We start from the raw sequence: 22,387 nt of genomic DNA on the forward strand, positions 1-22,387 counted from the left end.
AGTGAAGCTCATTGAGCACATGGAGAGTCGGCTCGGGCGGATGGTCGAGGGCTGGTCGGTCGACTCCGAGTCGAACCCTATGCCCTTCCAAGTTGGACGCTTCCAGGATGGCGAGCTCTCCGGCGTGGTGACCTATGCCACAATCGGACTCAGTAAATACGCCCTGGCGTCTCGCACCTCGGGTCGTGGAATCCACCAAGAGCTAATAATTTCAGTTCGCTCGGAAATTGCTTCGGGGATGTTTCCTGCGCTGGTTCACCAGCTCGCCGTGGGCTTGCTTGAGCGTGGCGAGGCCATTTTGCGAGGAGATGTCATTGGACCCCAGGGGTCAGTAACTTCCGAGAGTTCCATGGAGGCTTTTTATGCGGCAATTCCGGTCTATTACGACGAAGCATTTCCGGCTGTTGATCTAGAGTCCGGAAAGCGGGCGGTGATGGTCTGGATGGTTCCAATTGGAAGGGCCGAGGCTGCGTTCGTGACGAAGGCTGGTTGGCCCGCCTTTGAGTCGAAGCTCGCTGAGCAGGATCCGGACTTGTTGGATCTGAATCGAAGCGAGATTCACCTGGGGTAAATAGAGTCATGAAGACACCTCAGCGGCCCCACCGTATTTGCCCCTGGTGGGGCCGCTGAGGTGTCTGACGGCAGTAGTTGACGGCAACGTCAGCGGACGGGTGCTGCACAAAGCGGCGGATCGTCGCCGTCGTCGGGTTCAGTGGTGGGCTGGCCAGGGTTGCCGAGGGCGTGGCCCGGAGGTCGATGGCCCGTCTCTGGAGGCAGAGGCGGCCGCGCCGGTGGGGACGGTCCCGCGCCGAACGTCGGGGCGCTCCTGTGGCGGCTGCGCTCCCCGCGCCCAGGAGGATGATCCCTAACGCACGATGCCCGCGCTAGGGTGTCCGCACGTTCCCGGCGCCCGCGCGGATAGTTCCGGCAAGGTGATCGACTCGGTGAAGGGCGAAATGTGCTGTCCGTTGTCCGCGAGGGCGGCCTGGTACCGATGGCGTCGTCCCCCTACTTGGCGGCATGCTTCCCGCACCCGCAGGTATATCCCGGGGCCGTTTGCCCCTCCAGCGCCCACTGTTGGTTGGTTGTGGCTAAGCCTTGTCCCGTTAATGATCTACGTCATGATGATTGACCAGCGTTGTCTCCCGGTCATCCGGCAAGGGTGAGGTTGTAGAGGCGGGCGATGCCGAGCATGGCGTGGTGAACCCCGTCGCCTTTCAGGCGGCAGTCGCGGAGGATCTTCCAGGTCTCCATACGGGCGAAGGCGTGCTCGACGCGAGCGCGGACTTTGCACTGGGAGGCGTTGTGTTCCTCTTTCCGGGGCGGCAGTTCGCTCTGGTCTTTCTCTCGGCGGTGCGGGATGACCAGGCCAGTGCCGCGGTAGCCGCCGTCCGCGATGACGGTGGTCTGGCCGACGGTGGCTTTCGCCCCGGACAGTTCCCATGCCTTGCAGTCGTTGCGGTTGCCGGGTAGCGGTCTGCCGACGGCGACAACCAGTCGGGTGTCTGCGTCAATGACGACCTGGTGGTTGGTGGAGTACCGGTACCTTTTCGACTGCTCGGCGATGGCGTGATCGCGGGTGGGGACCAGGGTGCCGTCCACGATCAGCACGGTGTCCCTGCGGAACCGCTTGCGCTGCTGAAGCGCAAGCGAGGGCCCGAGGTCGTCGATGATGCGATCGGCAGCCGACTTCGATATCCCGAACAGCGGTGCCAGTTGCCGCAGCGTGAGGTTGGTGCGCCAGTACGCGGCGACCAGCAGGACCCGGTCCTCCAACGGCAGGCTCCACGGCTGGCCCTTGTGCACGGGGTCTGCACCTTCGCGTCGTAACGCCGTGATCAACTTGCCGAACTGTCGCGGGCTCAGTCCGCTGAACGGGGCTATCCAGGAAGGCTCCGACGCCGTGATCACACCAGTCACTGCATGATCATTCCACCGCTTCAGGAGCTCCCCGCTCAAACGCGAGGCGGCAGCGCTCGACCTGCTCGGCCACCTGCTCCATGAACCAGCGCATGATCTCGTAGGGGATGACGTGCTCGTCGTGGCTGTGGATATGGACGGCCGGCTCCAAGCTCGTGTCCTCGTCGGGTATCACCGCCACCATGAAGGCAGCTCCGGGCAGGTGCGTCTCTGCGTTGGGAATCTCAGCCCACGCAGATGGCGCCGACACGGCCTCGCTCAGCTCCACACACCAGGCGTCGTCCGGCAACGCGTTGTGGAACTGGACGGCGTAGTGGCGGCCTGCATGAACGCGCAGCTCTGGCATGCCCGCAGGCTGCCACAGCTGCCACGCCGGAGTCTCGCGAGTATGCGCTCAGCACCTGGTTGCCGCCGCACCGCCGACCATTTGCGGGACAGCTCTCAGTCGCGGCTCAGCACCCAGATGGCGAACCGACATGCTCGAACTACGGTCCGTCCGAGCCGCTGCCAGAGTTGTCCGCAGACCTTCGAACGCTCGCCGTCCACGCTCTGGACCAAGTGGCCTCCGAGCGGTCTGAACTCGCCGGACTTTGGGTCGAAGCTGCGAACGGCTCGAAGTGGCGCCACGACATCGCCCGCCCTACCTGCCGAGCCCAGTGATCCGCCCGCGCCGTGGAGAGGGGGACCCGGCGCGGGCGGAGACGTGGGCTCGGGTCAGTCCTTCGCCGCCCGCGCCGGTCCTGAGACGTCGACCGTCTCGCCGACGGCCGCGGGCTCGGCGAACGGCGGCTCCTCGGGGGCGTGCGACGAGGCCGACTCGGGCGCGGTCTTCGGCTGACGGCGCGACAGCCCCACGCCGACCAGGCACAGCGCGCCTCCGGCGAGCGCCAGACCCGACGGGAACTCGCCCAGCGTGGGCCAGGCCAGCAGCACGGTGATGGCGGGCACGATGTACGTCACCGCGCCCAGCCGCCCCGCCGGCATGTGCGCCAGCGCGTAGGACCAGGTCCAGAAGGCCAGTGCCGTCGGCAGCAGCCCCAGGTACACGACCCCGGCCCAGTTCCCGGCCGACGCGTGGCTCAGATCCGTGAAGAGCTGGCCAGCGAAGGGCAGGCAGGCGACGGCGCCGATCGTGCTGGCGTACGCGGTGACCTGCAACGGTGACGCGTGGGACAGCGCGGGCTTCTGGAAGATGACGCCGACCGCGTGACCCGCCGCCGCTGCCAGGCAGAGCAGCACACCGAGGACGGCCGAGTCGCCGCCCCCGCTGGAGGCCCCCGCCAGCGCGGCGCCCACGAAGGCCACCGCGAGGCCGATGAGCAGGGGCCGGGGGAAGCCCTCGTGCAGCAGGAACCCGGCGAGCAGCGCCACCAGGAGCGGACCGGCGCCGATGAGCAGCGCGGCCGTGCCCGCGTCCGTGTGCTGCTCGCCCCAGTTCAGCGCCACCATGTAGAGCCCGAACCAGAACACGCCCATGCCGGCGATGCCGGGCCACGCGGCGCGCGGCGGCAGTCCCTCGCGCCGGAACGCCACGACGGCCAGCAGCGCGACGGCACCGATGAGGAGACGGCCGAGCGCGAGGGGGCCGGGCCGCACGCTCTCGCCGATGTGCCGGATCGCCACGAACGCCGAGGCCCACAGGACCATGGTGAGCAGCGCGGCGGCCAGCGCCGAGACCGGCGTCTTCGCCGGGGAGGGGGACGTCTCATGCTGTGCCATCGGGCAACTCCCTGTTCGCTCCGCGCAGGACGCGGCGGAGAATCTTTCCTGTGCTGTTGCGGGGCAGCGCGTCGATGAACTCGACGTCCTCGGGCACCTTGTACCAGGTGAGCTTCGCCGCGGTGGTCGACCGGATGGCGGCGGCCAGCGCGGTGTGCCGGTCCACCCCGGGCTCGGCGACGACGTAGGCACGCAGGCTCGTCGTGCCGTCGGCGCGGCGCACCGAGCAGACGGCGGCCTCCCGTACCCCGGCGATGCCCGTGATCAGGTCCTCCACCTCGATGGGGTGGACGTTGGCCCCGGCGACGATCTCGATGTCGTCCACCCGCCCGAGCAGCCACACCAGGCCCTTGGCGTCCACGCGTGCGGAGTCCCCGGTGGTGAACCACTCGTCCGGGCCGAGCCGGTGCGGCGGCAGACCGCCCCGCCGTACGCCGGGGCCGATCCCGGGGCCGGAGATCTGAAGCCGCCCGACCTCGCCCTCCGGAACGGTCTCGTCCGCGTCGTCGACGACCCGCACCCGGTACGGCGGAAGGACCCGGCCCAGGCTGTAGGGGTGGATCTCGTCCGGGCCGTTGGCCAGGACGGCGTGCCCGATCTCGCTGGTGCCGCAGATGTTCAGCAGCCGGGGTCCGAGGACGCGGCGCAGTCTGTCCTCCAGCGGGCGGGGCAGCGTCTCCCCGGCCACGAGGGCCAGCCGCAGCCGGCCCAGCAGGTCGGTGACCTCGGGGCGGGCGAGCAGCCGGGCGTAGAAGCTGGGCTGGGCGTAGAAGACGCTCACCCCGTGGCGGTCCAGGAGCCGGGGGACGTTCGTCTCGTCGGCGCGCTGCGGGGACAGCACGACCACCGCGCCGCGCTGGAGCGGGAGAAGGACGGAGTTGCCCAGGCCGTAGGCGAAGTACATCCGCGACACGGAGTAGCAGACCTCGCCCTGACGGAGTGCCAGGACACCGCCGATCGCCCGGTCGAAGTGCTGGGCGTCGCCGTGGGCGTGGAAGCACAGGCGGGGTGCGCCCGTGGTGCCGGACGTGAACACGGCGAAGGCGGGGGCATCGGAGGCGACCCGCTCCGCGGCGCCGGGGTGGGCGGGGTCGTAGGCCTCCGTCAGTTCTCTCGGGGTGACGCTGCGGCCGTGGAACTCGCCGCGGAGCGAGGGGTCGGCGACGACCAGCGTGGCCTCGGCGATCTCCTCGCTGGAGCGCAGCTCGTCGGCGTGGAAGAACGTGTTCACCGGTACGGCGACGGCGCCGATCCGCAGGACGGCCAGGAACGTCACCACGAACGGGACGCTGTCGGGCAGCGCCAGCAGCACCCGCTCCCCGCGCCCGACACCGAGCCCGCGCAGCGCGCCCGCGGTGCGGCGCACCTGCTCGTAGACCTCGCCGTAGGAGTAGCGGTGCGTGCCCTGGAGGTACGCGGTCCGGCCGAGCCAGCCGTTGCGCCGGGCGAGTTCCTCCAGGCGGACGGACAGGTTGCCGTCCGCCGGTGCCGTCTCGGCCGGTAGGGCGGGTATGTCCGTGAGGATGTCCGTCACCTGCATACTCCCTCGATCTCGACCAGCAGGTCGGGCCGGCAGACAGCGACGTTGAAGTACGAGATGTCCGTGTCGGCGGGGAGCGTCGACTCGCAGATGTTCCGTACGACGGGCAGGTCCTCGGCGTCGCGGACGTAGACCTTGACCTGGTCGAGGTCCTTCACGTCGTACCCGGCACCGTCCAGGCCGTGGGCGCGGAGGTTGTCGCCGCCGACGAGCGCCCCGATGTTGCGCAGCGTCTCCTCGGTCTGGAGGGCGACGTCGTCGATGTGGACCGTGTCGTCGCCCAGGATGCTGGCCGTGCCCGAGACGAAGAGGGTGCCCGTCACGGACTCCGGCGCGGCGGTGTCCTTCAGGAAAGTGGCCCGTGCGAAGCTCGGCGACTTCGGCCCGTACTGCGAGGGGTACTTGTAGGCGGGTGTCTGCCGGGGGTTCTCCAGGTGCACGGCACGGCCCGGCTTCGCCGCGAGGAAGGCGACGTCGACGCCGGGGCCGAGGGTGCCGATGCCGGTGGCGGCGGAGAGCTGGGGGAAGCGGTCGGCGAGGGCGGAGAACGCCTCCGCCCGGCCTATGCAGAAGTCGCGGTAGATCTCCAGGCCGTCCGCGTTCGGGCTGGTGATGCCGCCGATGAGGTTCCACATGCGGACCAGGTCGGTGTAGCCGTGCTCCCAGGCGAACCGCAGGGCGTTCTCGTACAGTTCGCGCACCGGCTCGCGGTACACGGGCTGCGGGCCGAGGCGTACCGCGTAGAAGAGGTGCTCGCCGTCCTCGGCGAAGACGGCGTCGCCCGCGGTGCCGGTCCGTACCGGGAGCGCGGTCCGCCAGATCTCCTCGACGGGCGTGACGTGCTCGTTGGTCATGTGCGTGGTCAGGAGCGGAGTGGTGTCGTCCAGGGCGGCTTCCGCGGGCGCGTCCGTGAAGCGGATCCGCCCCAGGACGGTGCCGCGCGAGGCCGCCTGCTCCCGCGGTGCGGTGGTGGGGACGGGAACCAGGTCGGACCAGAGGCCCCGTGAGCGAGCCTCGGACTGACGGTTACTCATGAATCTCCTTGTCTCTGCCGCTGCCGTCCGGTGTGTGATGGACGCGGTCGACCGGCATGCGCTGCCCGGGTGTTGCGGGACGGTGAACAAAGCGCGCGAGGGTTCGGCGCAAGATCTGTTCCTGTTGAAGAATCCAGGGGTGCCGCCGTGACCGGGCACCCACGGACTTGCGTCAGTCACGATTACGAGGGGGAGACGAACCGTGATCTTCGACGACATAACGGACCTGCCGGACGTCCCGCAGGCGGGAACAGCGACCAACGACGTGTACACCTTCGCCTTACGAAGCGAGTACATCGACATCAAACGGTGCGTACGGGATCTCGGCCTCTCCGAGGCGGAGGCAGCGGCCGCCATCGACGATCTGGTACGGCTGCGGCTCCTGCACCTGGTGCACGGCTGCACCTACGCCTACGTCGCCGTGAACCCCCTGTCCGCCTCGCTCCAGCTCCTGGCCGTGCAGGACGAGGCGCTGCGCCAGCGGCAGCACGAACTGGAGCGGCTCCGGCAGCAGATGCACAGCCTGCTGCCGCTGTACCGCGAGAACTTCTCCGGTGAGCCCCAACACCCGCACGTACAGCGCGTCGAGGACCCGCGGGCCGCCCGGGGAATCCTCACCACGATCACGGTCGAGGCGAAGCGGGAGATCCTCTTCTCCCTCTCCACCCAGGACCCCTGGGAACAAGCGGCGGACCTGGACCGAGGCGGATGGCTGCGCTGCGCGGGCACCCGTTCCGAACTCCTCAGGGTCCTGTTCCCGGAGGCGGCGAGGTTCGACGTACGGGTGCGCGAGCGGGTCGAGACCCTGATCGGCGACGGCGCCCAGGTGCGCACCGCCGTGTCCGTCCCGGCCTGGCTGCTGATCGTCGACGCCGAGGTCGCCGTGGTCCCCGTCACGGACGGCCCGGGACTCAGCGTGGTACGCGAGCAGTCGGTGGTCGCGGCGCTACGGCGCACCCTGACTGGCGCGTGGGACGAGGCACGGCCCTTCGACGGCAGCTACGACCACGACAGCGCCCGCTCCACCTCCGCCGTCATCGACGAGGCCATCCTGCGCATGCTGCTCAACGGCCTTGAGGACAAGGTGATCGCCCGGCGGCTGGACATCTCCCTGCGCACCTGCCAGCGACGCATCGCCGAGCTCATGGACGCGCTGGGCGCCAGGACGCGCCTCCAGGCCGGCTATGTGCTCGGGCAGCGGGGCCGGGAGGGGGAGCGGGCGGCGGCGTAGCCGGGCGGGGTTTCGGTCGGCCGCGACCCGTGCGGGACGCTCCTCGGCGTGGTGCGCCACCGCGCCGCCGGCCGACCGGACGTGCCGACCGGCGGCGCGCTCAAGGCTGCGGTACCGAGGGGGAGTTGCTCGTCGTGCCGGACGGATCGGCCGCCGGCGTGTCCGCCGAGCTGTGGGCAGGGGAGAACAACGCCATGCCGATGAGCAGCGCGGCAAGGAAGACCAGGACGGCGGCGACCGTGCCCACCGCCCTCGACCGCTTCCGTACGACGGCGCGAACTCCCGTTGGCGGGCGGCGCCTTGTGCGCTGGGACGCAGTGGTGCCGCTCGTGGAGGTCGGGAAGGCGTAGACGGTCGCGGCGCCGGGAGCCGGGGTCGGAGTGGGTGCCGACGGTGCGTCCCAGGAGGCCGCGCGCGGTTGCGGCCTGGGGTGCGGCGCGGCCGCCGGGAGCGGCTCGGGGCGTCCGCGCCAGTTGCCCGCCCCGAACCACTCGGCCGCCTGGTGCGCCGTAGGACGGTCCTCGGGGCTCTTCGCGAGGAGTCCGAGTAAATAGTTCTCGAAGGCCGGCGGGAGGGCGACGCCGAGTTCACGGGGTGGCACCGGGGCCGTGTCGAGGTGGTGGTGGAGGACGGCGATGGGACTGCCGGCCCGGAACGGCGGTTGTCCGGTGAGGAGTTGGTAGAGCACGCAGCCGAGGGAGTAGACGTCGGACGGTGGTCCCGCGGGCTGGCCGAGGGCGCGTTCGGGGGCGATGTACAGGCTGGTTCCGACGATCTGGCCGGTCGCGGTGAGCGCGCCACTCGGGTCGTTCATGAAGTGCGCGATGCCGAAGTCACCGATCTTCAGGGACCCGTCGGCGTCGAGGAGAAGGTTGCCGGGCTTGATGTCCCGGTGCACGATGCCCTGTTCGTGTGCCGCGCCGAGCCCGGCGGCCGACTGCGCGGCGATCCGGGCCACGTCCTCGGCCGGCAGGGGTCCGCCCTGGGCGAGGACGCGGGCGAGACTGTCCCCGTCGACCAGCTCCATCACCAGGAACAGCCGTCCCTCCTGCTCCCCGAAGTCGAGGACGCCGACCACATGCGGGTGGCTGAGCAGGCCCGCGGTCTGGGCCTCCAGGCGGAAGCGGGCGGCGGCGGTGGGCTCGGAGTTCTGCGCGTGCAGGAGCTTGACGGCGACCGGCCTGCCGACCAGTTCGTCGTACGCCTGCCAGACCTCGCCCATCGCACCGCGACCGATGGTGTTGTTCAGCCGGTACCGGCCCGCTATCAGCACCTGTTGCTTCATCCTCACGCAGGGAGACGACTCGACCGCTGCGAGCCATCTCCCCTTGAAACAACGGGTGTTGGTGGGGTGGCGCAGCCGCCTCAGCCTACTGCCGGGCGGACGGCCACCGACCCCGATCCGGAATCGCGACGCGGCGGGAGGACACCGGGACCCCGAGTATCGGCGTGTCGAATATTTGCGTAGTTTCCGCAAAAAACTTGCAGAGGTGCGGGCAGGTGAATTCTTCCTTCGCTGGAATCCAGTGGGGTGGATGGGGTCTCCGTGCGGTCGGGGTGCCGCTCCCCTCAATCACAACTCCCGTCAGGGGTTGGGTGGATGCGGGCGACGGCAGCATCACGCCTTCGAGCCATGCACCAAGAACGCAGTGACGCTCACGTTCCCCATTCCGGGCCGGGCTGTCTGATCCGACCCCGCGCTCCCTGTGGTGCCGTCGGGGCCGTCTGCCCGGCCGCGCCGCCGCCTGTCCGGGCGCCCGGGATCTTGCGGGATGCATTTTTGTTTGTTGCAAAGCTCTGTCTAGATATTGCGTGATCATGTCATGGATATTACGGTCCCCCGTGCATCGTCGCCAACCCCTGTCCCGCCCCCATCCCTGACGGTGCCAGCCGAACAGTTCCGGCATTTCGCCATGTAAGGAGTGGTAGTGCTCCATTCCATCCGAGATCTGAGACGCGCCCTCGTCTGGTCGGTCAGCACCGCGATGCTGGCCGCCGTCGGCGTCCTCGCCCTGCCCGTCGCACCCGCCTCGGCGGCGACCGCGGCCACCGGCGGCAGCGGCGCGAGCCTTCCGTACGTCGAGGTGCAGGCGGAGAACTCCGCCACCAACGGCTCGGCCATCGGCCCGAGTTACGCCCAGGGCCAGCTCGCCGACGAGGCGTCGTACCGCAAGGCGACGACGCTCCAGGGCACCGGCCAGTACGTCACGTTCACCACCCCGGTGGCGACCAACTCGATCAACTTCCGGTACAGCATCCCCGACACCTCGAACGGCTCGGTCTACACCGCCCCGCTCTCGCTGTACATCAACGGCACCAAGCAGCCCGACTTCACCCTGACCAACGCCTACAGCTGGTACTACGGCAGCTACCCCTTCACCAACACGCCGGGCAGCAACCCGCACCACTTCTACGACGAGGCCCACCGCCTGTTCTCCACCACCTATCCGGCGGGTACGACCTTCAAGCTCCAGGTCGACGCGGGGGACAACGCCTCCTCGTACACAATCGACTTCGCCGACTTCGAGCAGGTCGGCGCCGCCCTCACCGCCCCCTCGGGCGCGGTGTCGGTGACCAGCAAGGGCGCCGACGCGACCGGCGTGGCCGACGCGACCAGCGCGTTCAACGCCGCGATCAGCTCGGCCGGCCCCGGCGGCACCGTGTGGATCCCGCCGGGCACCTTCAACATCCCCGGCCACATCAGCGTCAACAACGTCACGATCGCCGGCGCCGGCATGTGGTACTCCACCGTCACCGGCACGGCCCCCGGCTTCTACGGCAACTCCGCGCCCAACGCGAGCACCGACGTACGCCTCCAGAACTTCGCGATCTTCGGCAATGTGCAGGAACGCGACGACAGCGCGCAGGTCAACGGCGTCGGCGGCGCGATGAGCAACTCGACCGTCTCCAACCTGTGGATCGACCACATGAAGGTCGGCGCCTGGATGGACGGCCCGATGGACGGCCTCACGTTCACCGGCATGCGCATCCGTGACACCACCGCCGACGGCATCAACTTCCATGGCGGCGTCACCCATTCGAAGGTGACCAACAGCGACATCCGCAACACCGGCGACGACGGCATCGCCACCTGGGCCGACTCCGCCATCGGAGCCGACGCCAACGACACGATCTCCAACAACACCGTGTCCCTGCAGATCCTCGCCAACGGCATCGCGATCTACGGCGGCCACGACAACACCGTCAGCGGCAACCGAGTGGTCGACACCGGGCTCGCCCAGGGCGGCGGCATCCACGTCGGCCAGCGCTTCACCTCGACGCCGGTCGGCACCACCACCATCTCCGACAACACCATGATCCGCGACGGCAGCCTCGACCCGAACTGGCAGTTCGGCGTAGGGGCGTTGTGGTTCGACGGCAGCCAGGGCGCGATCACCGGCCCCATCAACGTGACCAACGCGCTGATCCAGCAGAGCCCCTACGAAGCGGTCCAGTGGGTCGAGGGCACCATCAGCGGGGTCAACCTCGACAACGTCACCATCGCGGGCACCGGCACCTTCGCCCTCCAGGAACAGACCGGCGGCACCGCGAAGTTCACCAACGTCACGGCCACCGGCGTCGGTTACTCGTCCCCGGTGTACAACTGCTCGGGCGGCAACTTCGTCATCACCGACGGCGGCGGCAACTCCGGCATCAGCGGCACGCCGTACTGCGGCGGCTGGCCCGCCCCGGTCTTCCCGCCCTACCCGTCGGAGGGCGTGACGGCCACCCCGGGCGCCCTCAACTTCGGTTCGGTGGCGACCGGTTCGACCAGTGCGGCGCAGACGGTGACGGTCTCCAACCCGACCAACACCGCAGCGGCCGTCTCGTCGATCTCCGCCAGTGGCGACTACGCCCAGACCAACACCTGCGGCTCGTCCATCGCGGCGAACGGCTCGTGCACCGTCAGTGTGAAGTTCACGCCGACGGCGACGGGCAGCCGCAACGGAGCCCTGACCGTCAACGCGGGCGGGACCACCAGCACCGTCAGCCTCTCCGGAACCGGCACCGCGCCGGGCCCGGTGCTGAACACCGACCCGGCGAGCCTGTCCTTCCCCGCCACGGTGGTCGGCTCCTCGGCCACCGCCCAGACGGTGAAGGTGACCAACTCGGGCACCACGGCGGCGACCGTCTCGGCCGTCGCGGCGACAGGCGACTTCAGCCAGACCAACAACTGCTCCACCCTCGCGGTCGGCGCCTCCTGCACGGTGACCGTCGGCTTCAAACCCACCACGGGCGGAGCACGCGCGGGCAACCTCACCGTCACCAGCAACGCCAACAACAGCCCGACCACCGTCTCCCTGACCGGCAGCGGCATCGACAGCACCACCAACATCGCCGCGGGGCGGCCCGCGTCGGCGAGTTCGGGCAGCAGCCCCTACGTCGCCTCGAACCTCACCGACACCGACGCGTCGACGTACTGGGAGGGCACCCTCGGTTCGTTCCCGCAGTGGGCGCAGGTCGACCTCGGCCAGAACTACGGCGTCGGCAAGGTCGTCCTCAAGCTCCCGCCGGCGGCGGCGTGGTCGGCCCGTACCGAGACCCTGTCGGTGCAGGGTTCCACGGACGGCTCCAGCTTCTCCACGATCAAGGCCTCGGCCGGGTACACCTTCGACCCGAGCGCCAACAACAACACCGTCACCATCACGTTCACCGCCGCCACGGCGCGCTATGTACGGGTCAACATCACCGCCAACTCCGGCTGGAACGCCGCCCAGTTGTCGGACTTCGAGGTGTTCCCCAGCAGCGGCGGCTCCTCATCGGCGACCCTGTCGGCCAACCCGACGTCGCTGACGTATCCCACCCAGGCGCTCAACACCGACAGCGCGGCGAAGACGGTCACGGTCACCAACACCGGGACCGCGGCCGCGACCGTCTCCGGGATCACCGTCACGGGCGACTTCGCGCAGACCAACACCTGCGGGTCGTCGATCGCGGCCAACGCCTCCTGCACGGTCAGCGTCACCTTCAGGCCCACCGCGTCCGGCACCCGCGCCGGTGATCTCAGCATCGCCAGCAACGCGTCGAACGGCACCACCACCGTCGCGTTGACCGGAGTCGGCGCCGGAACGGTGAGCAGAAACCTCGCGGCGGGCGCGGCCACCACCGAGTCGAGCCACGCCGACGTGTACGCCTCGTCCAACGTGACGGACGGCAACCAGGGCACCTACTGGGAGAGCGCCAACAACGCCTTCCCGCAGTGGGTGCAGGTGGACCTCGGTTCCGCACAGAGCGCGAGCCGCGTCGTCCTCCAGCTCCCCGCCACCTGGGGCGCTCGCAACCAGACGCTGTCCCTGTCGGGCAGCACCGACGGCTCCTCCTTCAGCACCCTCAAGTCGTCGGCGACGTACACCTTCGACCCCACCACCAACAACACGGTCACCCTCACCTTCACCGCGAGCACCCAGCGATACCTCAGGGTCAACATCACGGCGAACAACGGCTGGCCGGCCGGTCAGCTCTCCGAGTTCCAGGTCTGGAACACCTGACCAGCGGGTGCCGCCGGGCGTACCCGCGCCCGGCGGCACCGGCCACCGAAAGGAGTCGAGATGGGTGTCACACGCAGAGTCCTCCTGAGGGCCGCGATCGCGGCCACCGCGGTGGGAGCGGCGGGAGCCGCCGAGACCGTGCTCGCCCCCACCGCGTCGGCGGCCGGCGGGCCGGGCGACGTCGTCGGCAAGATCACCGTCGGCTACCAGGGCTGGTTCGCCTGCGTCGGCGACGGCGCGCCCATCAACGGCTGGTGGCACTGGACTCAGGACTGGGGCCGGCCGCCGTCCCCGGCCAACACCGGCATCAAGTGCTGGCCCGACATGCGCGACTACACCCACACCTACCAGACGTCCTACGCGGCCCTCGGCAACGGCCGGCCCGCCACCCTGTTCTCCTCGTACGACCAGCAGACGGTCGACACCCACTTCCTGTGGATGCGGCAGAACAGCATCGACACCGCCGCGCTCCAGCGCTTCAACCCCACCGGCGGCGAGGGCCCCACCCGCGACGCCATGGCGACCAAGGTGCGCTCCGCCGCCGAGTCGTACGACCGGAAGTTCTACATCATGTACGACGTCTCCAACTGGACGACCATGCAGTCCGAGATCAAGACGGACTGGACGAACAAGATGTCCGCGCACACGGCGAGTTCGGCGTACGCGCGGCAGAACGGCAAGCCGGTCGTCTGCATCTGGGGCTTCGGCTTCGCCGACCCCAACCATCCCTTCACCCCCGACGCCTGCCTCGACGTCGTCAACTGGTTCAAGGGACAAGGGTGTTACGTCATCGGCGGCGTCCCGCGCGAGTGGCGCACCGGCACCGGCGGCTCGCGGTCCGGCTTCCTCGGCGTCTACCACGCCTTCGACATGATCTCGCCGTGGATGGTCGGCGCCATCGGCACCGTGGCCGAGGCCGACAACGCGTACACCACCTACACCGTCCCCGACCAGGCCGACTGCAACGCCAACGGCATCGACTACCAGCCCTGTGTGCTGCCCGGCGACGTCTCCGGCAGGCAGCGCGCGCACGGCGACTTCATGTGGCGGCAGTTCTACAACACGGTGCGGGCCGGGGCGCAGGGCATCTACATCTCCATGTTCGACGAGTACAACGAGGGCAACCAGATCGCCAAGACCGCCGAGACCCAGGCCTGGGTGCCCACCGACTCCGGGTTCCTCGCCCTCGACGAGGACGGCACCGCCTGCTCCGCCGACTACTATCTGCGCCTCACCGGCGACGGCGGCCGCATGCTCAAGGGCCAGCTCGCACTGACGCCAACTCGGCCCACCCCGCCGGTCGTTCCCACCGGCGGCGACACCGCTCCACCCACCGCGCCGGGCGCCCTGACCGTCACCGGGCACACCAGCGACTCCGTCTCGCTGCACTGGAACACGTCGACCGACAACGTCGCCGTGACCGGCTACCGCGTCCTCCGGGTGTCCGGCTCCACCAGCACCCAGGTGGGCACCACCGGCTCAACCACCTTCACCGTCACGGGACTCGGCGCGTCCACCGCGTACACCTTCGACGTCGTCGCCTACGACGCGGCGGGCAACGTGTCCCAGCCCTCCAACCAGGTCACCGCCACCACCGACGCCCCCTCCGGCACCACCAACCTGGCCCTGCACCGCCCCACTTCGGAGAGCAGCCACACCCAGACCTACTCCTCCGCCAACGCGACCGACGGCGACACCAACACCTACTGGGAGTCCGCCAACAACGCCTTCCCGCAATGGATCCAGGTCGACCTGGGTGCCACGACCGGCGTCCGACGGATCGTCCTGCACCTCCCCCCGGCCACCGCCTGGGCCACCCGCACCCAGACCGTCTCGGTCCAAGGCAGCCCGGACGGCGGCACGTTCACCCAACTTCTCGCCCCGGCTCGCTGCACCTTCGACCCGGCGACGGGCAACACCGCGACCCTGACCCTCCCCTCCACCGTCAGCACCCGCTACGTACGCCTCACCATCGCCGCGAACACCGGCTGGCCGGCCGGGCAGGTCTCCGAGTTCCAGGTCTACGGCGCCTGATCAACAGGTGCGGGGAACGGCGGAGTCGGGCGGCGAACCGCTCTGTCACCAGGTGCCGAAGACCGCGCCCTGATGCGTCCCCGCGAAGTGTTCGGGCCTGGGCGCGATGCCGGCTATCAGGCAGGCGATCTCCAGCGGCGGCGGAAGGAAGGCGGTCTCGTCCTCGCGGTACACACCCAGGCCGATCTGCTTCATGAACGGGAGCATCGCATCCGGTTCGACGCCTTCGGGAGCGGGTTCGCCGCTGTGCAGCAGGTCGTGGTCGTCGTCCTCGTACACCGCGACCGGTTCGCCGTCCCGGTACCAGGAGAAGAGGAGTTCGCCGTCGAAACCCCTGTGCCAGACAAGGGCCTGGGTCCCCTCCGACATGTCTCGCGCACGCTCCGTGCCCTCGACGCTGCCCGGCTCGATGAGCATGACCCAGTCGTCGACCGGCACGGCCAGCGCGCACTTGACCGGCTCGCCGTCGGGGTCGGAGAACGCGGCGGTGCCGACATCCTCGTAGGTCATCGCGCTGATCGTCCCGGGACCGGCGCCGAGTCGTCGCAACGCCTCGCTTCCGTCGACGCGTTGCACCCAGGTGAGGGTGAACGGCCCGGAAAGCTCCAGCAGTTCGAACCAGTCCGTCGCCAGCCCGCTGTCGCCAGGGCGGGTCGGCTTGGCCGCCTCCAGCGCCTCCCGACGTGCGAACTCCTTCCGGAGCGCGGTGAGTCGGGCCTCCTCCGCGGCCGTCCCGCCGGCATGGATCTCGGTGCCGTCCTCACCCAGCAGCACCACGTCGCCCTCGTCGCGCACGACCACCTCGGCGACCACGACCGACATCGGGTCGAGCCCGTAGCGGCCGGTCCATCGCTGCAACACCGTGGAGTCCGTGCCCGCGCGCAGCACACCGTCCGTACCGAGGGAGAGCGCCGCGCCGGCGTCACCTGCCGTGCCCACCCAGACGGACCGGTCGGTGCCGTGGTCGCCCGGCGTGTGGAGGAGGGTTTTGCCGGCCGGGGTGTGGGTCAGCGTGTAGCGGCCGTCCGGCGACACGATGGAGTCCGCCAGCACCTCGCCCCGCCGCAACCGGTCCCCGCTCGCCGGCCGACAGGCCGCCAGCTCCGCCGTGGTGAGCGGGTCGCGGCTCCACCGCACCCGGCCGTCGGGATCCACCAGGACGAGCCGCCCGTCGTCACGGACCATCGCGGCGGACACCCGGCGGTCGACCCCGCCCGAGGACCACACGGGAATCCCCGGCGGCCCCTGCAACACGAGGAGCCCCTCGGTCAGCAGAGTGAGCGCCCCAGGCGCCGACACCGGTCTGCCGATCTGCCACACGTCACGGTCGGCACGGTTGTCCCGCAGCGCCAGCGTCCCGTCCCGCCGATGCTGCACGGCGTACGCGCCGTTCGGCGAGACGAGGGACTGCACGAAGAGAGACTCCCCGGCCTCCAGCACAGCCCTGCCACGGTTGTCCATCACGACCTCCGGTCGTCGCGCGCATCTGCTCCACGGGGACGGACATCGCCGCCGCCACCGGTCATGCGCGCAGACGATGCCACACGGCACTGACAACCCGTCGGGCGGTCCACAGCCGTGCTGGATCGGCGCAGGCGCGCGCATCGCAGTCATGCCCAACATGCGCTGTCAGGCAGGCGAGTTGAGGCCCCCGCCGCAGGCGGTCAGGGGTGGCCGCCGCAGCCGCAGCCCTTCATGGCCGCCCCCTCCTCGGGCGGCGGGGTCCCCGCGGCGGACTTCTCCACCGCCGCGAGCAGCCGGCGGCGCTCCTCCGGCGCAATCCACCTGCCGTCGACGACCACGCCGTGGATGCTGCGAGTGTTGCGGATGTCCCGCAGCGGGTCGGCGTCCAGGACGAGCAGATCGGCGGCCTGGCCGCGGGCCACGGTGCCGACGTCGGGCAGGCCGAGCGTGCGGGCCGCGTCCCGCGTGGCCGCGCGCAGGACCTCGGCCGGGCTGAGGCCGGCCGTCACGAGCAGCGCCAGTTCGTCGTGCAGGGCGAAGCCGGGGACGAGGTAGCCCGTGCCGGTGTCGGTGCCCGCCGCCAGCCGTACGCCCATGCCGTGCAGCTCGCTCACCAGCCGGAGCCGGTGCGCGAAGATCTCACGGATCCGCCGCTTCTGCTCGGGGGTGCGCCCACCGGTCAGCGCGGCCAGCTGGTCCGGCCAGCTCTCCACCTGCCAGCCGGGCAGGTACTTCCACTCATCGGCGCGGGTCGGGACGTCGTCGGGCAGCTCCAGCGTGCGGTGCACGCTGAGCGTGGGGACGACCGCGGTCCCGTGGGCGGCCAGGTTCCGGAAGAGGGTGTCCGACAGGCCCCGGTCGTAGCCCCGCACCGCCCGCCATTCGAGGGGATGCACCTGCTGGAACCAACTGTGGTACCGGGACAGGCTGCTGGGGTCGCTCGGGTCGATCCGTACGGCGTCCAGGAGGCGCCGGATCTCCTTCTCGTGCCGTGAGGTCGCCAGGAGCAGCGCGTGCAGGTGCTCGATGGTGCGGTGTCCGGTGGCGCTCGCCTCCGCGATCCGTACGGTGTCGGGGCAGTGCCCGAGGTGGGGGAGGCCCTGGCGCCGGGCCTCGTCCGCGATGGCGAAGTAGGACTCGCGGGACAGCCGGGAGTACACCTTGACGAAGTCCGCGCCCTCGCGCTTGACCCGTCGTACCGCGCGCCGGGCCTCGGCCGCGTCCGCCACCTCGATGGTCGGGCCCACGTCCGCCGCCCACAGCGAGGGCGTGCCGTCGACGATGGGGCTGCCGATCACCCAGCGGGGGCCGAGGAGTTCACCGCCGCGGATCTTCCGCCGCCAGTCGTGGTGGACCGGCTCGCCCCGCATCTCCCGGACCGTGGTGACGCCGGTGAGGGCGTACAGCGCCGGGACCACCGTCTCCGGGCCGTCGCTGTGGGTGTGCGCCTCGATCAGTCCCGGCATCAGGTACTTGCCGGTCAGGTCGACCGTGCGGGTGCCGGGGCGCAGCCGGATGCGCGCGCTCGGGGCGAGGGCGGTGATGCGGCCTCCCTCGACGACGACCGTCATGTCCGGGGCCGGGGGCGCTCCCGAACCGTCGATCACGGTGACGTGGGTGAACGCCAACGGGCCCTTGCCGGCGCCCACTTCGGCCCTCGTCCCGGCCGCGCGTGCCGTGCCGGCGGACGCCGTGCTCACCAGCGCCGTACCCGTGACGGCGGCGGCCCCGGCCAGGAACCCTCGTCGGGCCACCCCGCGATGTGCCCCAACTGTCGCTTCGGACATGCCGTTTCCCCTCCGGTTCGCGATTCCGTCGGCCGTGTCCGCCGACACCCACGACTCTGGCGGACGGACAGCGACAGGGCAGTGCGGCCAAACCGTGTGTATGGGGGTGTTGTTGGGACCACCCCGGGCTGAGGTCGAGTCGGTCGTCGGTGCCGCTGGACCAGGCCAACACGTCGGACGGGGCTTGCTCATACGCCCGGCGCTCGCCACAAACAAAGCCGCCATTCTGCTAACGTCTTTCGTAAGCAAAACCGCCATTCTCTTTATGGGAGGTGTGATGCCTCGGCTCACCGACGCGCGCAAGGAGCTCCGGCGTTCTCAGATCGCCGACGCCGCCGTTCGCTGCTTCAGCCGCAACGGGCTGGAGCGGACCTCGATCGCCGACATCACCGCCGAGTCCGGTCTCTCGGCCGGTTCGATCTACGCGCACTACCGCAACAAGGCCGACCTGGTCCGGGTCGCCGCGCGCGAGGTGCTCGCCCAGCGTGCCGACGTCATCGGCGAGTACGCCGCGGCCGACGCTCCGCCCGACCCCGACGAACTGCTCGCCCGCCTGATCGCCGCGATCGACCCTGCGGAGGCTCGGGTCGGCGTGCAGACCTGGAGTGAGGCGACCACCAACCCGGCCATCCGCGACATCGTCGTCGACATGACGGACCGGATGCGCGCGATGCTGCACGACTGCGTCACCGCCTGGCTCGTCAAGGTCGGGCACCATGAGCCGGCCGAAGCCCGGGAGCGCGCCACTCCGATCGCCCACCGGGTCATGGCGCTCTACCAGGCCGAACTGCTGTACACCGCCTTGCGAACACCGACAGAGGAGACACCGTCGTGATCAACACGACCGCTTCGTTGGCCGGCCGCACCGTCTTCCGGATCGGCTACGGCGCCCTTCAGCTCGAACGACTGCACGACCGCCGCGGTGACGCCGTAGCGCTGTTGCGCCGCGCGGTCGAGCTGGGCGTCGATCACGTGGACACCGCCGAGTTCTACGGTTTCGGTTTCGCCAACGACGTGATCCGCGAGGTACTTCGCCCCGAGGACGACGTCCTGGTCGTCACGAAGGTGGGGGCCGACCCCAACCCCGGCGGGCGCGTGCCGTTGCGTCTGGCGCAGCGTCCCGAGCAGCTGCGCGCCAGTGTCGAGGACAATCTGCGCAGCCTCGGCGTCGACCGGCTCGGGGTCGTCAACCTCCGCCGTCTGGACACCGGCCCCGGGCTGCGTCCCGAGGGGGACCAGGTCGTCGACCTCGACGACCAGCTGGCGGTGATGACCGCGTTGCGCGACGAGGGCAAGATCGGCGCGATCGGCCTGAGCAGTGTCACCCTCGACGGCGTGCGCCGTGCCTTGTCGGCGGGCATCGTCTGCGTGCAGAACGCCTACAGTCTCGTCTCCCGCGACGACGAGGACATCCTGCGGCTGTGCACGGCCGAGGGCATCGCCTGGGTGCCGTTCTTCCCGCTGGGCGGTGCCTTCCCCGGCCTGCCCAAAGCCACCGAGGAGCCGGCGGTGCACGCGGTGGCCGAGTCCTTGGGCGTCACTCCCTCCCAGGTCGGCCTCGCCTGGCTGCTGCACCACGCCCCCAACGTGCTCCTCATCCCCGGCACCGCCGACGCCGCCCACCTGGAGGCCAACATCGCGGTCGGCGGGATCGCACTCGACGCCGCGCACCTCGCCACCCTCGATGGCATCGAGTCCCGTTCCCACGACGTCCCCATCGGCTGACCTGAACCGACGCGGCCCGGATCGCGACCGCACTACCCGCCGGACACCCTGACGAACCGCCAGGCCACGCCGGGAACCCCGCTCCACCAGGCTCCAAGGACGGATCATGAAGGCCATCATCTACCGTGACAACGGTGCCCCCGACGTCCTGCGGTTCGTCGACCGAGACCTGCCGGTGCCCGGACCCGGCGAGGTGCGCGTCCGGGTCGCCGTGTCCGGGGTCAACCCGACCGACTGGCAGGCACGTTCCGGTGCCGGGCACCCCAAGCACTTCCCCGAGGTCACCCCGCACCTCGACGGCGCCGGCACGGTCGACGCCGTAGGTGAGGGTGTCGACGAGGGCCGGGTCGGTCAGCGGGTGTGGCTGTTCATGGCCGCCGCGGGGCGGCCCACCGGCACCGCCGCCGAGTTCACCGTCGTGCCCGCCGAGCTGGCTGTGCCGCTGCCCGACGGGGTCGGCTTCGACGTCGGCGCCGCGCTCGGAGTACCGGCGTTGACCGCGCACCGCGCGCTCACCGTCGCCGAGGACGGCCCGCGTCGGCTGCGGCCCGGGGCACTCGACGGGAAGGTCGTCCTGGCCGCGGGCGGGGCCGGAGCGGTCGGGCACGCGGTGATCCAGCTCGCCCGATGGGCCGGCGCCACCGTGATCAGTACGGTCAGCAGCCCGGAGAAAGCACGGCTGGCCACCGCCGCCGGAGCCCACCACGTGATCAACTACCGCGAAGGCGACCCGGCCGCCGAGATCCGGAAGATCGCCCCGGACGGCGTCGACATCGTCACCGAGGTGGACCTGGGCACGAACCTCGCACTGGACCTGGCAGTGCTGCGAACCCGGGGGACGATCTCGACCTACGCCAACGACGGTGGCAGGCCGGTCGAGCTGAACGTGCCGCACACCATGGTGCTGAACACACGCTTCCAGTTCCTGGTGCTCTACACGGCCGGTCCCGAGGCACGCAGCGCGGCCGTCCAGGACGTCACCGCCGCAGTACGCGACGGCGCGCTGCCGGTCGGCGAGGATCACGGCCTGCCGCTGATCCGCTTCCCCCTCGACCGCACCGCCGACGCGCACCGAGCGGTCGAGAACCACGCGGTCGGCAAGGTCCTGGTGGACGTGACCTCCTGACGCCCAGGTGGCCAAGGGCTCTCACGCCACCCCGTCCTGCCCCCGCCCCGGTCATCGAAGAATCCCGGGCGCGGACATGCCGGCCCAAGCGGGCGCTACGCCGAGGCGGGCGCCTGCGGGGAGCGCAGGACGAGGAGGGTGATCTCGCTGGGGGCGAAGACGCGGAACGGCGGGCCCCAGAAACCGGTGCCGCGGCTGGTGTAGAGGAGAGTGCGGGTGCCGTGGTGACTGAGGCCGGCCAGAGCGGGCTGGTCGAGGCGGACCAGGTGGTGGAAGGGCCAGATCTGGCCGCCGTGGGTGTGGCCGGAGAGCTGGAGGTCGATGCCGGCGGCCGCCGCACGGTCGACGAACTTGGGCTGGTGGGCCAGGAGCAGGACGGGCAGGTCGGGGTCGGCGCCGTTCAGGGCTCCGTCGAGGTGGGCGCGGTGGCCCGCCAGGCCGGAGGACTCGGCGGTGACGTCGTCCACACCGGCGACGACGAGGGTGTCGCCGCCGCGTTCGAGCAGTAGATGGCGGTTGCGCAGCGGCTCCCAGCCCAGCTCGCCCATCAGGTCGACCCAGCCCTGGGCCTCGCTGTAGTACTCGTGGTTGCCGGTGACGTACACGCGGGCCCGGGTGGCCTGGACGGTGCCGAGCGGGGCGGCCTGGGCACGGCGGCGCTCGGCCGTGCCGTCCGCGATGTCGCCGGTGTGGCAGACGACGTCGGCGTCCAGGGTGTTCACCGTCTCGCACACCCGCGCCGACCAGCGGGCCCGGTCGAGCGGGCCGTAGTGGGTGTCGGTGATGAGGGCGACACGCAGACCGTCCAACCCGGCACCCAGGCGCGGGAGCTGGACGTCGAGTCGGCGCACGCGCGGCACGCGGCGGGCCTCGGCGTAGCCCCAGACGAGCAGTACGGCGGTCACGCCGAGGACGGCCCACGTGACGATGCGGGCGCAGTCCTGGCCGGTGCCGACACCGGCCAGGACCAGGGCGAGCCGCAGCACGACGCCGAGCAGAACGGACCAGGTGAACAGCACCCAACTCGACCCCAGCAGGGTGTCACCGAGGATCGCCGCCCGGTCCTGCTGGCGCCTGCCGTGGCCGCGCCCCATGGCGAGCGGCATGACGACGAGGCCGAGGACGAACAGCGCGGTTCCGACCGGCGCGACGGGCAGCGGCCAGTGCTGGCCGCCGTACAGGAGCACCCAGCAGGGGACGGCCCACAACAGGACGGGGGCGACCAGGGGGAGGTAGCGCATCAGGCGATGCAGTGGGCTCTGCCGCGCGGCTCGCGCCTCGCTGTCCGCGGGTCGGGTGTTGCTCGTGTCGGTCACGC

At 70.5% G+C, this 22,387-nt stretch carries 17 protein-coding genes; 8 read left to right on the plus strand and 9 right to left on the minus strand.

Features of this window, described 5'->3' with window-relative positions; all coding sequences use genetic code 11:
* Window position 1 precedes the first annotated feature (1 nt).
* The gene (locus tag ACIRB1_RS35165; protein ID WP_403468306.1) at window positions 2-571 is read left to right on the plus strand and encodes a suppressor of fused domain protein; all 570 of its coding nucleotides are present in this window, start codon (window positions 2-4) and stop codon (window positions 569-571) included.
* A gap of 578 nt (window positions 572-1,149) precedes the next feature.
* On the opposite strand, the gene ACIRB1_RS35170 is transcribed toward ACIRB1_RS35165, so the two are convergent.
* Together ACIRB1_RS35170 and ACIRB1_RS35175 are read right to left on the minus strand one after the other, a co-directional pair.
* The gene (locus tag ACIRB1_RS35170) at window positions 1,150-1,920 is read right to left on the minus strand and encodes a transposase (RefSeq protein WP_403468307.1); all 771 of its coding nucleotides are present in this window, start codon (window positions 1,918-1,920) and stop codon (window positions 1,150-1,152) included.
* 7 nt (window positions 1,921-1,927) lie between these two features.
* Entirely contained in the window at window positions 1,928-2,266 is a 339-nt protein-coding gene (locus ACIRB1_RS35175; RefSeq protein ID WP_403468308.1) for a hypothetical protein, read from the minus strand.
* Here ACIRB1_RS35175 and ACIRB1_RS35180 point away from each other — a divergent pair.
* Window positions 2,158-2,580 carry a DUF4259 domain-containing protein gene (locus ACIRB1_RS35180; protein WP_403468309.1) on the plus strand — a complete coding sequence of 141 codons (423 nt, stop codon included), beginning with the start codon at window positions 2,158-2,160 and terminating at the stop codon, window positions 2,578-2,580. The two genes, ACIRB1_RS35175 and ACIRB1_RS35180, sit on opposite strands and share 109 nt — an antisense overlap.
* A gap of 54 nt (window positions 2,581-2,634) precedes the next feature.
* Here ACIRB1_RS35180 and ACIRB1_RS35185 read toward each other — a convergent pair whose 3' ends face one another.
* The 3 genes from ACIRB1_RS35185 to ACIRB1_RS35195 are packed head-to-tail and all read right to left on the minus strand — an operon-like array spanning window position 2,635 to window position 6,213.
* Window positions 2,635-3,639 carry a DMT family transporter gene (locus ACIRB1_RS35185; RefSeq protein ID WP_403468310.1) on the minus strand — a complete coding sequence of 335 codons (1,005 nt, stop codon included), beginning with the start codon at window positions 3,637-3,639 and terminating at the stop codon, window positions 2,635-2,637.
* A complete protein-coding gene (locus ACIRB1_RS35190) occupies window positions 3,626-5,173 on the minus strand; it encodes a class I adenylate-forming enzyme family protein (protein WP_403468311.1) in 1,548 nt (515 codons plus the stop codon). The genes ACIRB1_RS35185 and ACIRB1_RS35190 overlap by 14 nt, the downstream gene beginning before the upstream one ends.
* A complete protein-coding gene (locus ACIRB1_RS35195) occupies window positions 5,170-6,213 on the minus strand; it encodes an FkbO/Hyg5 family chorismatase (protein WP_403468312.1) in 1,044 nt (347 codons plus the stop codon). Before ACIRB1_RS35195 ends, ACIRB1_RS35190 begins: the two co-directional genes overlap by 4 nt.
* A 202-nt stretch (window positions 6,214-6,415) precedes the next feature.
* On the opposite strand from ACIRB1_RS35195, the gene ACIRB1_RS35200 reads away from it, so the two are divergent.
* Window positions 6,416-7,444, plus strand: a complete 1,029-nt coding sequence (locus ACIRB1_RS35200) for a LuxR family transcriptional regulator (RefSeq protein ID WP_403468313.1) — start codon at window positions 6,416-6,418, stop codon at window positions 7,442-7,444.
* Window positions 7,445-7,544: 100 nt separating this feature from the next.
* Here ACIRB1_RS35200 and ACIRB1_RS35205 read toward each other — a convergent pair whose 3' ends face one another.
* Complete coding sequence (locus ACIRB1_RS35205; protein WP_403468387.1) at window positions 7,545-8,729, minus strand: protein kinase; 1,185 nt, start codon at window positions 8,727-8,729, stop codon at window positions 7,545-7,547.
* Between the two features lie 643 nt (window positions 8,730-9,372).
* Here ACIRB1_RS35205 and ACIRB1_RS35210 point away from each other — a divergent pair.
* Together ACIRB1_RS35210 and ACIRB1_RS35215 are read left to right on the plus strand one after the other, a co-directional pair.
* Window positions 9,373-12,933, plus strand: coding sequence for a choice-of-anchor D domain-containing protein (locus ACIRB1_RS35210; RefSeq protein ID WP_403468314.1), 3,561 nt, complete (start codon window positions 9,373-9,375; stop codon window positions 12,931-12,933).
* Between the two features lie 60 nt (window positions 12,934-12,993).
* Complete coding sequence (locus tag ACIRB1_RS35215; protein ID WP_403468315.1) at window positions 12,994-14,967, plus strand: discoidin domain-containing protein; 1,974 nt, start codon at window positions 12,994-12,996, stop codon at window positions 14,965-14,967.
* A 45-nt stretch (window positions 14,968-15,012) separates the two neighbouring features.
* Here the strand turns inward: ACIRB1_RS35215 and ACIRB1_RS35220 are convergent, their stop codons facing one another.
* Together ACIRB1_RS35220 and ACIRB1_RS35225 are read right to left on the minus strand one after the other, a co-directional pair.
* Window positions 15,013-16,428 carry a DUF6461 domain-containing protein gene (locus tag ACIRB1_RS35220; protein WP_403468316.1) on the minus strand — a complete coding sequence of 472 codons (1,416 nt, stop codon included), beginning with the start codon at window positions 16,426-16,428 and terminating at the stop codon, window positions 15,013-15,015.
* A 203-nt stretch (window positions 16,429-16,631) separates the two neighbouring features.
* Complete coding sequence (locus ACIRB1_RS35225) at window positions 16,632-18,218, minus strand: amidohydrolase family protein (RefSeq protein WP_403468317.1); 1,587 nt, start codon at window positions 18,216-18,218, stop codon at window positions 16,632-16,634.
* A 277-nt stretch (window positions 18,219-18,495) separates the two neighbouring features.
* Between ACIRB1_RS35225 and ACIRB1_RS35230 the strand changes: the two genes are divergently transcribed.
* From ACIRB1_RS35230 to ACIRB1_RS35240, 3 genes are all read left to right on the plus strand, one after another.
* The gene (locus ACIRB1_RS35230; protein ID WP_403468318.1) at window positions 18,496-19,053 is read left to right on the plus strand and encodes a TetR/AcrR family transcriptional regulator; all 558 of its coding nucleotides are present in this window, start codon (window positions 18,496-18,498) and stop codon (window positions 19,051-19,053) included.
* A complete protein-coding gene (locus ACIRB1_RS35235; RefSeq protein WP_403468319.1) occupies window positions 19,050-19,943 on the plus strand; it encodes an aldo/keto reductase in 894 nt (297 codons plus the stop codon). The genes ACIRB1_RS35230 and ACIRB1_RS35235 overlap by 4 nt, the downstream gene beginning before the upstream one ends.
* 106 nt (window positions 19,944-20,049) lie before the next feature.
* Entirely contained in the window at window positions 20,050-21,069 is a 1,020-nt protein-coding gene (locus ACIRB1_RS35240; protein WP_403468320.1) for an NADPH:quinone reductase, read from the plus strand.
* A gap of 95 nt (window positions 21,070-21,164) precedes the next feature.
* On the opposite strand, the gene ACIRB1_RS35245 is transcribed toward ACIRB1_RS35240, so the two are convergent.
* Window positions 21,165-22,385, minus strand: a complete 1,221-nt coding sequence (locus ACIRB1_RS35245) for a metallophosphoesterase (RefSeq protein WP_403468321.1) — start codon at window positions 22,383-22,385, stop codon at window positions 21,165-21,167.
* Window positions 22,386-22,387 lie beyond the last annotated feature (2 nt).

This window comes from Streptomyces sp. NPDC096013, from assembly GCF_044763565.1.
Classification (GTDB): domain Bacteria; phylum Actinomycetota; class Actinomycetes; order Streptomycetales; family Streptomycetaceae; genus Streptomyces.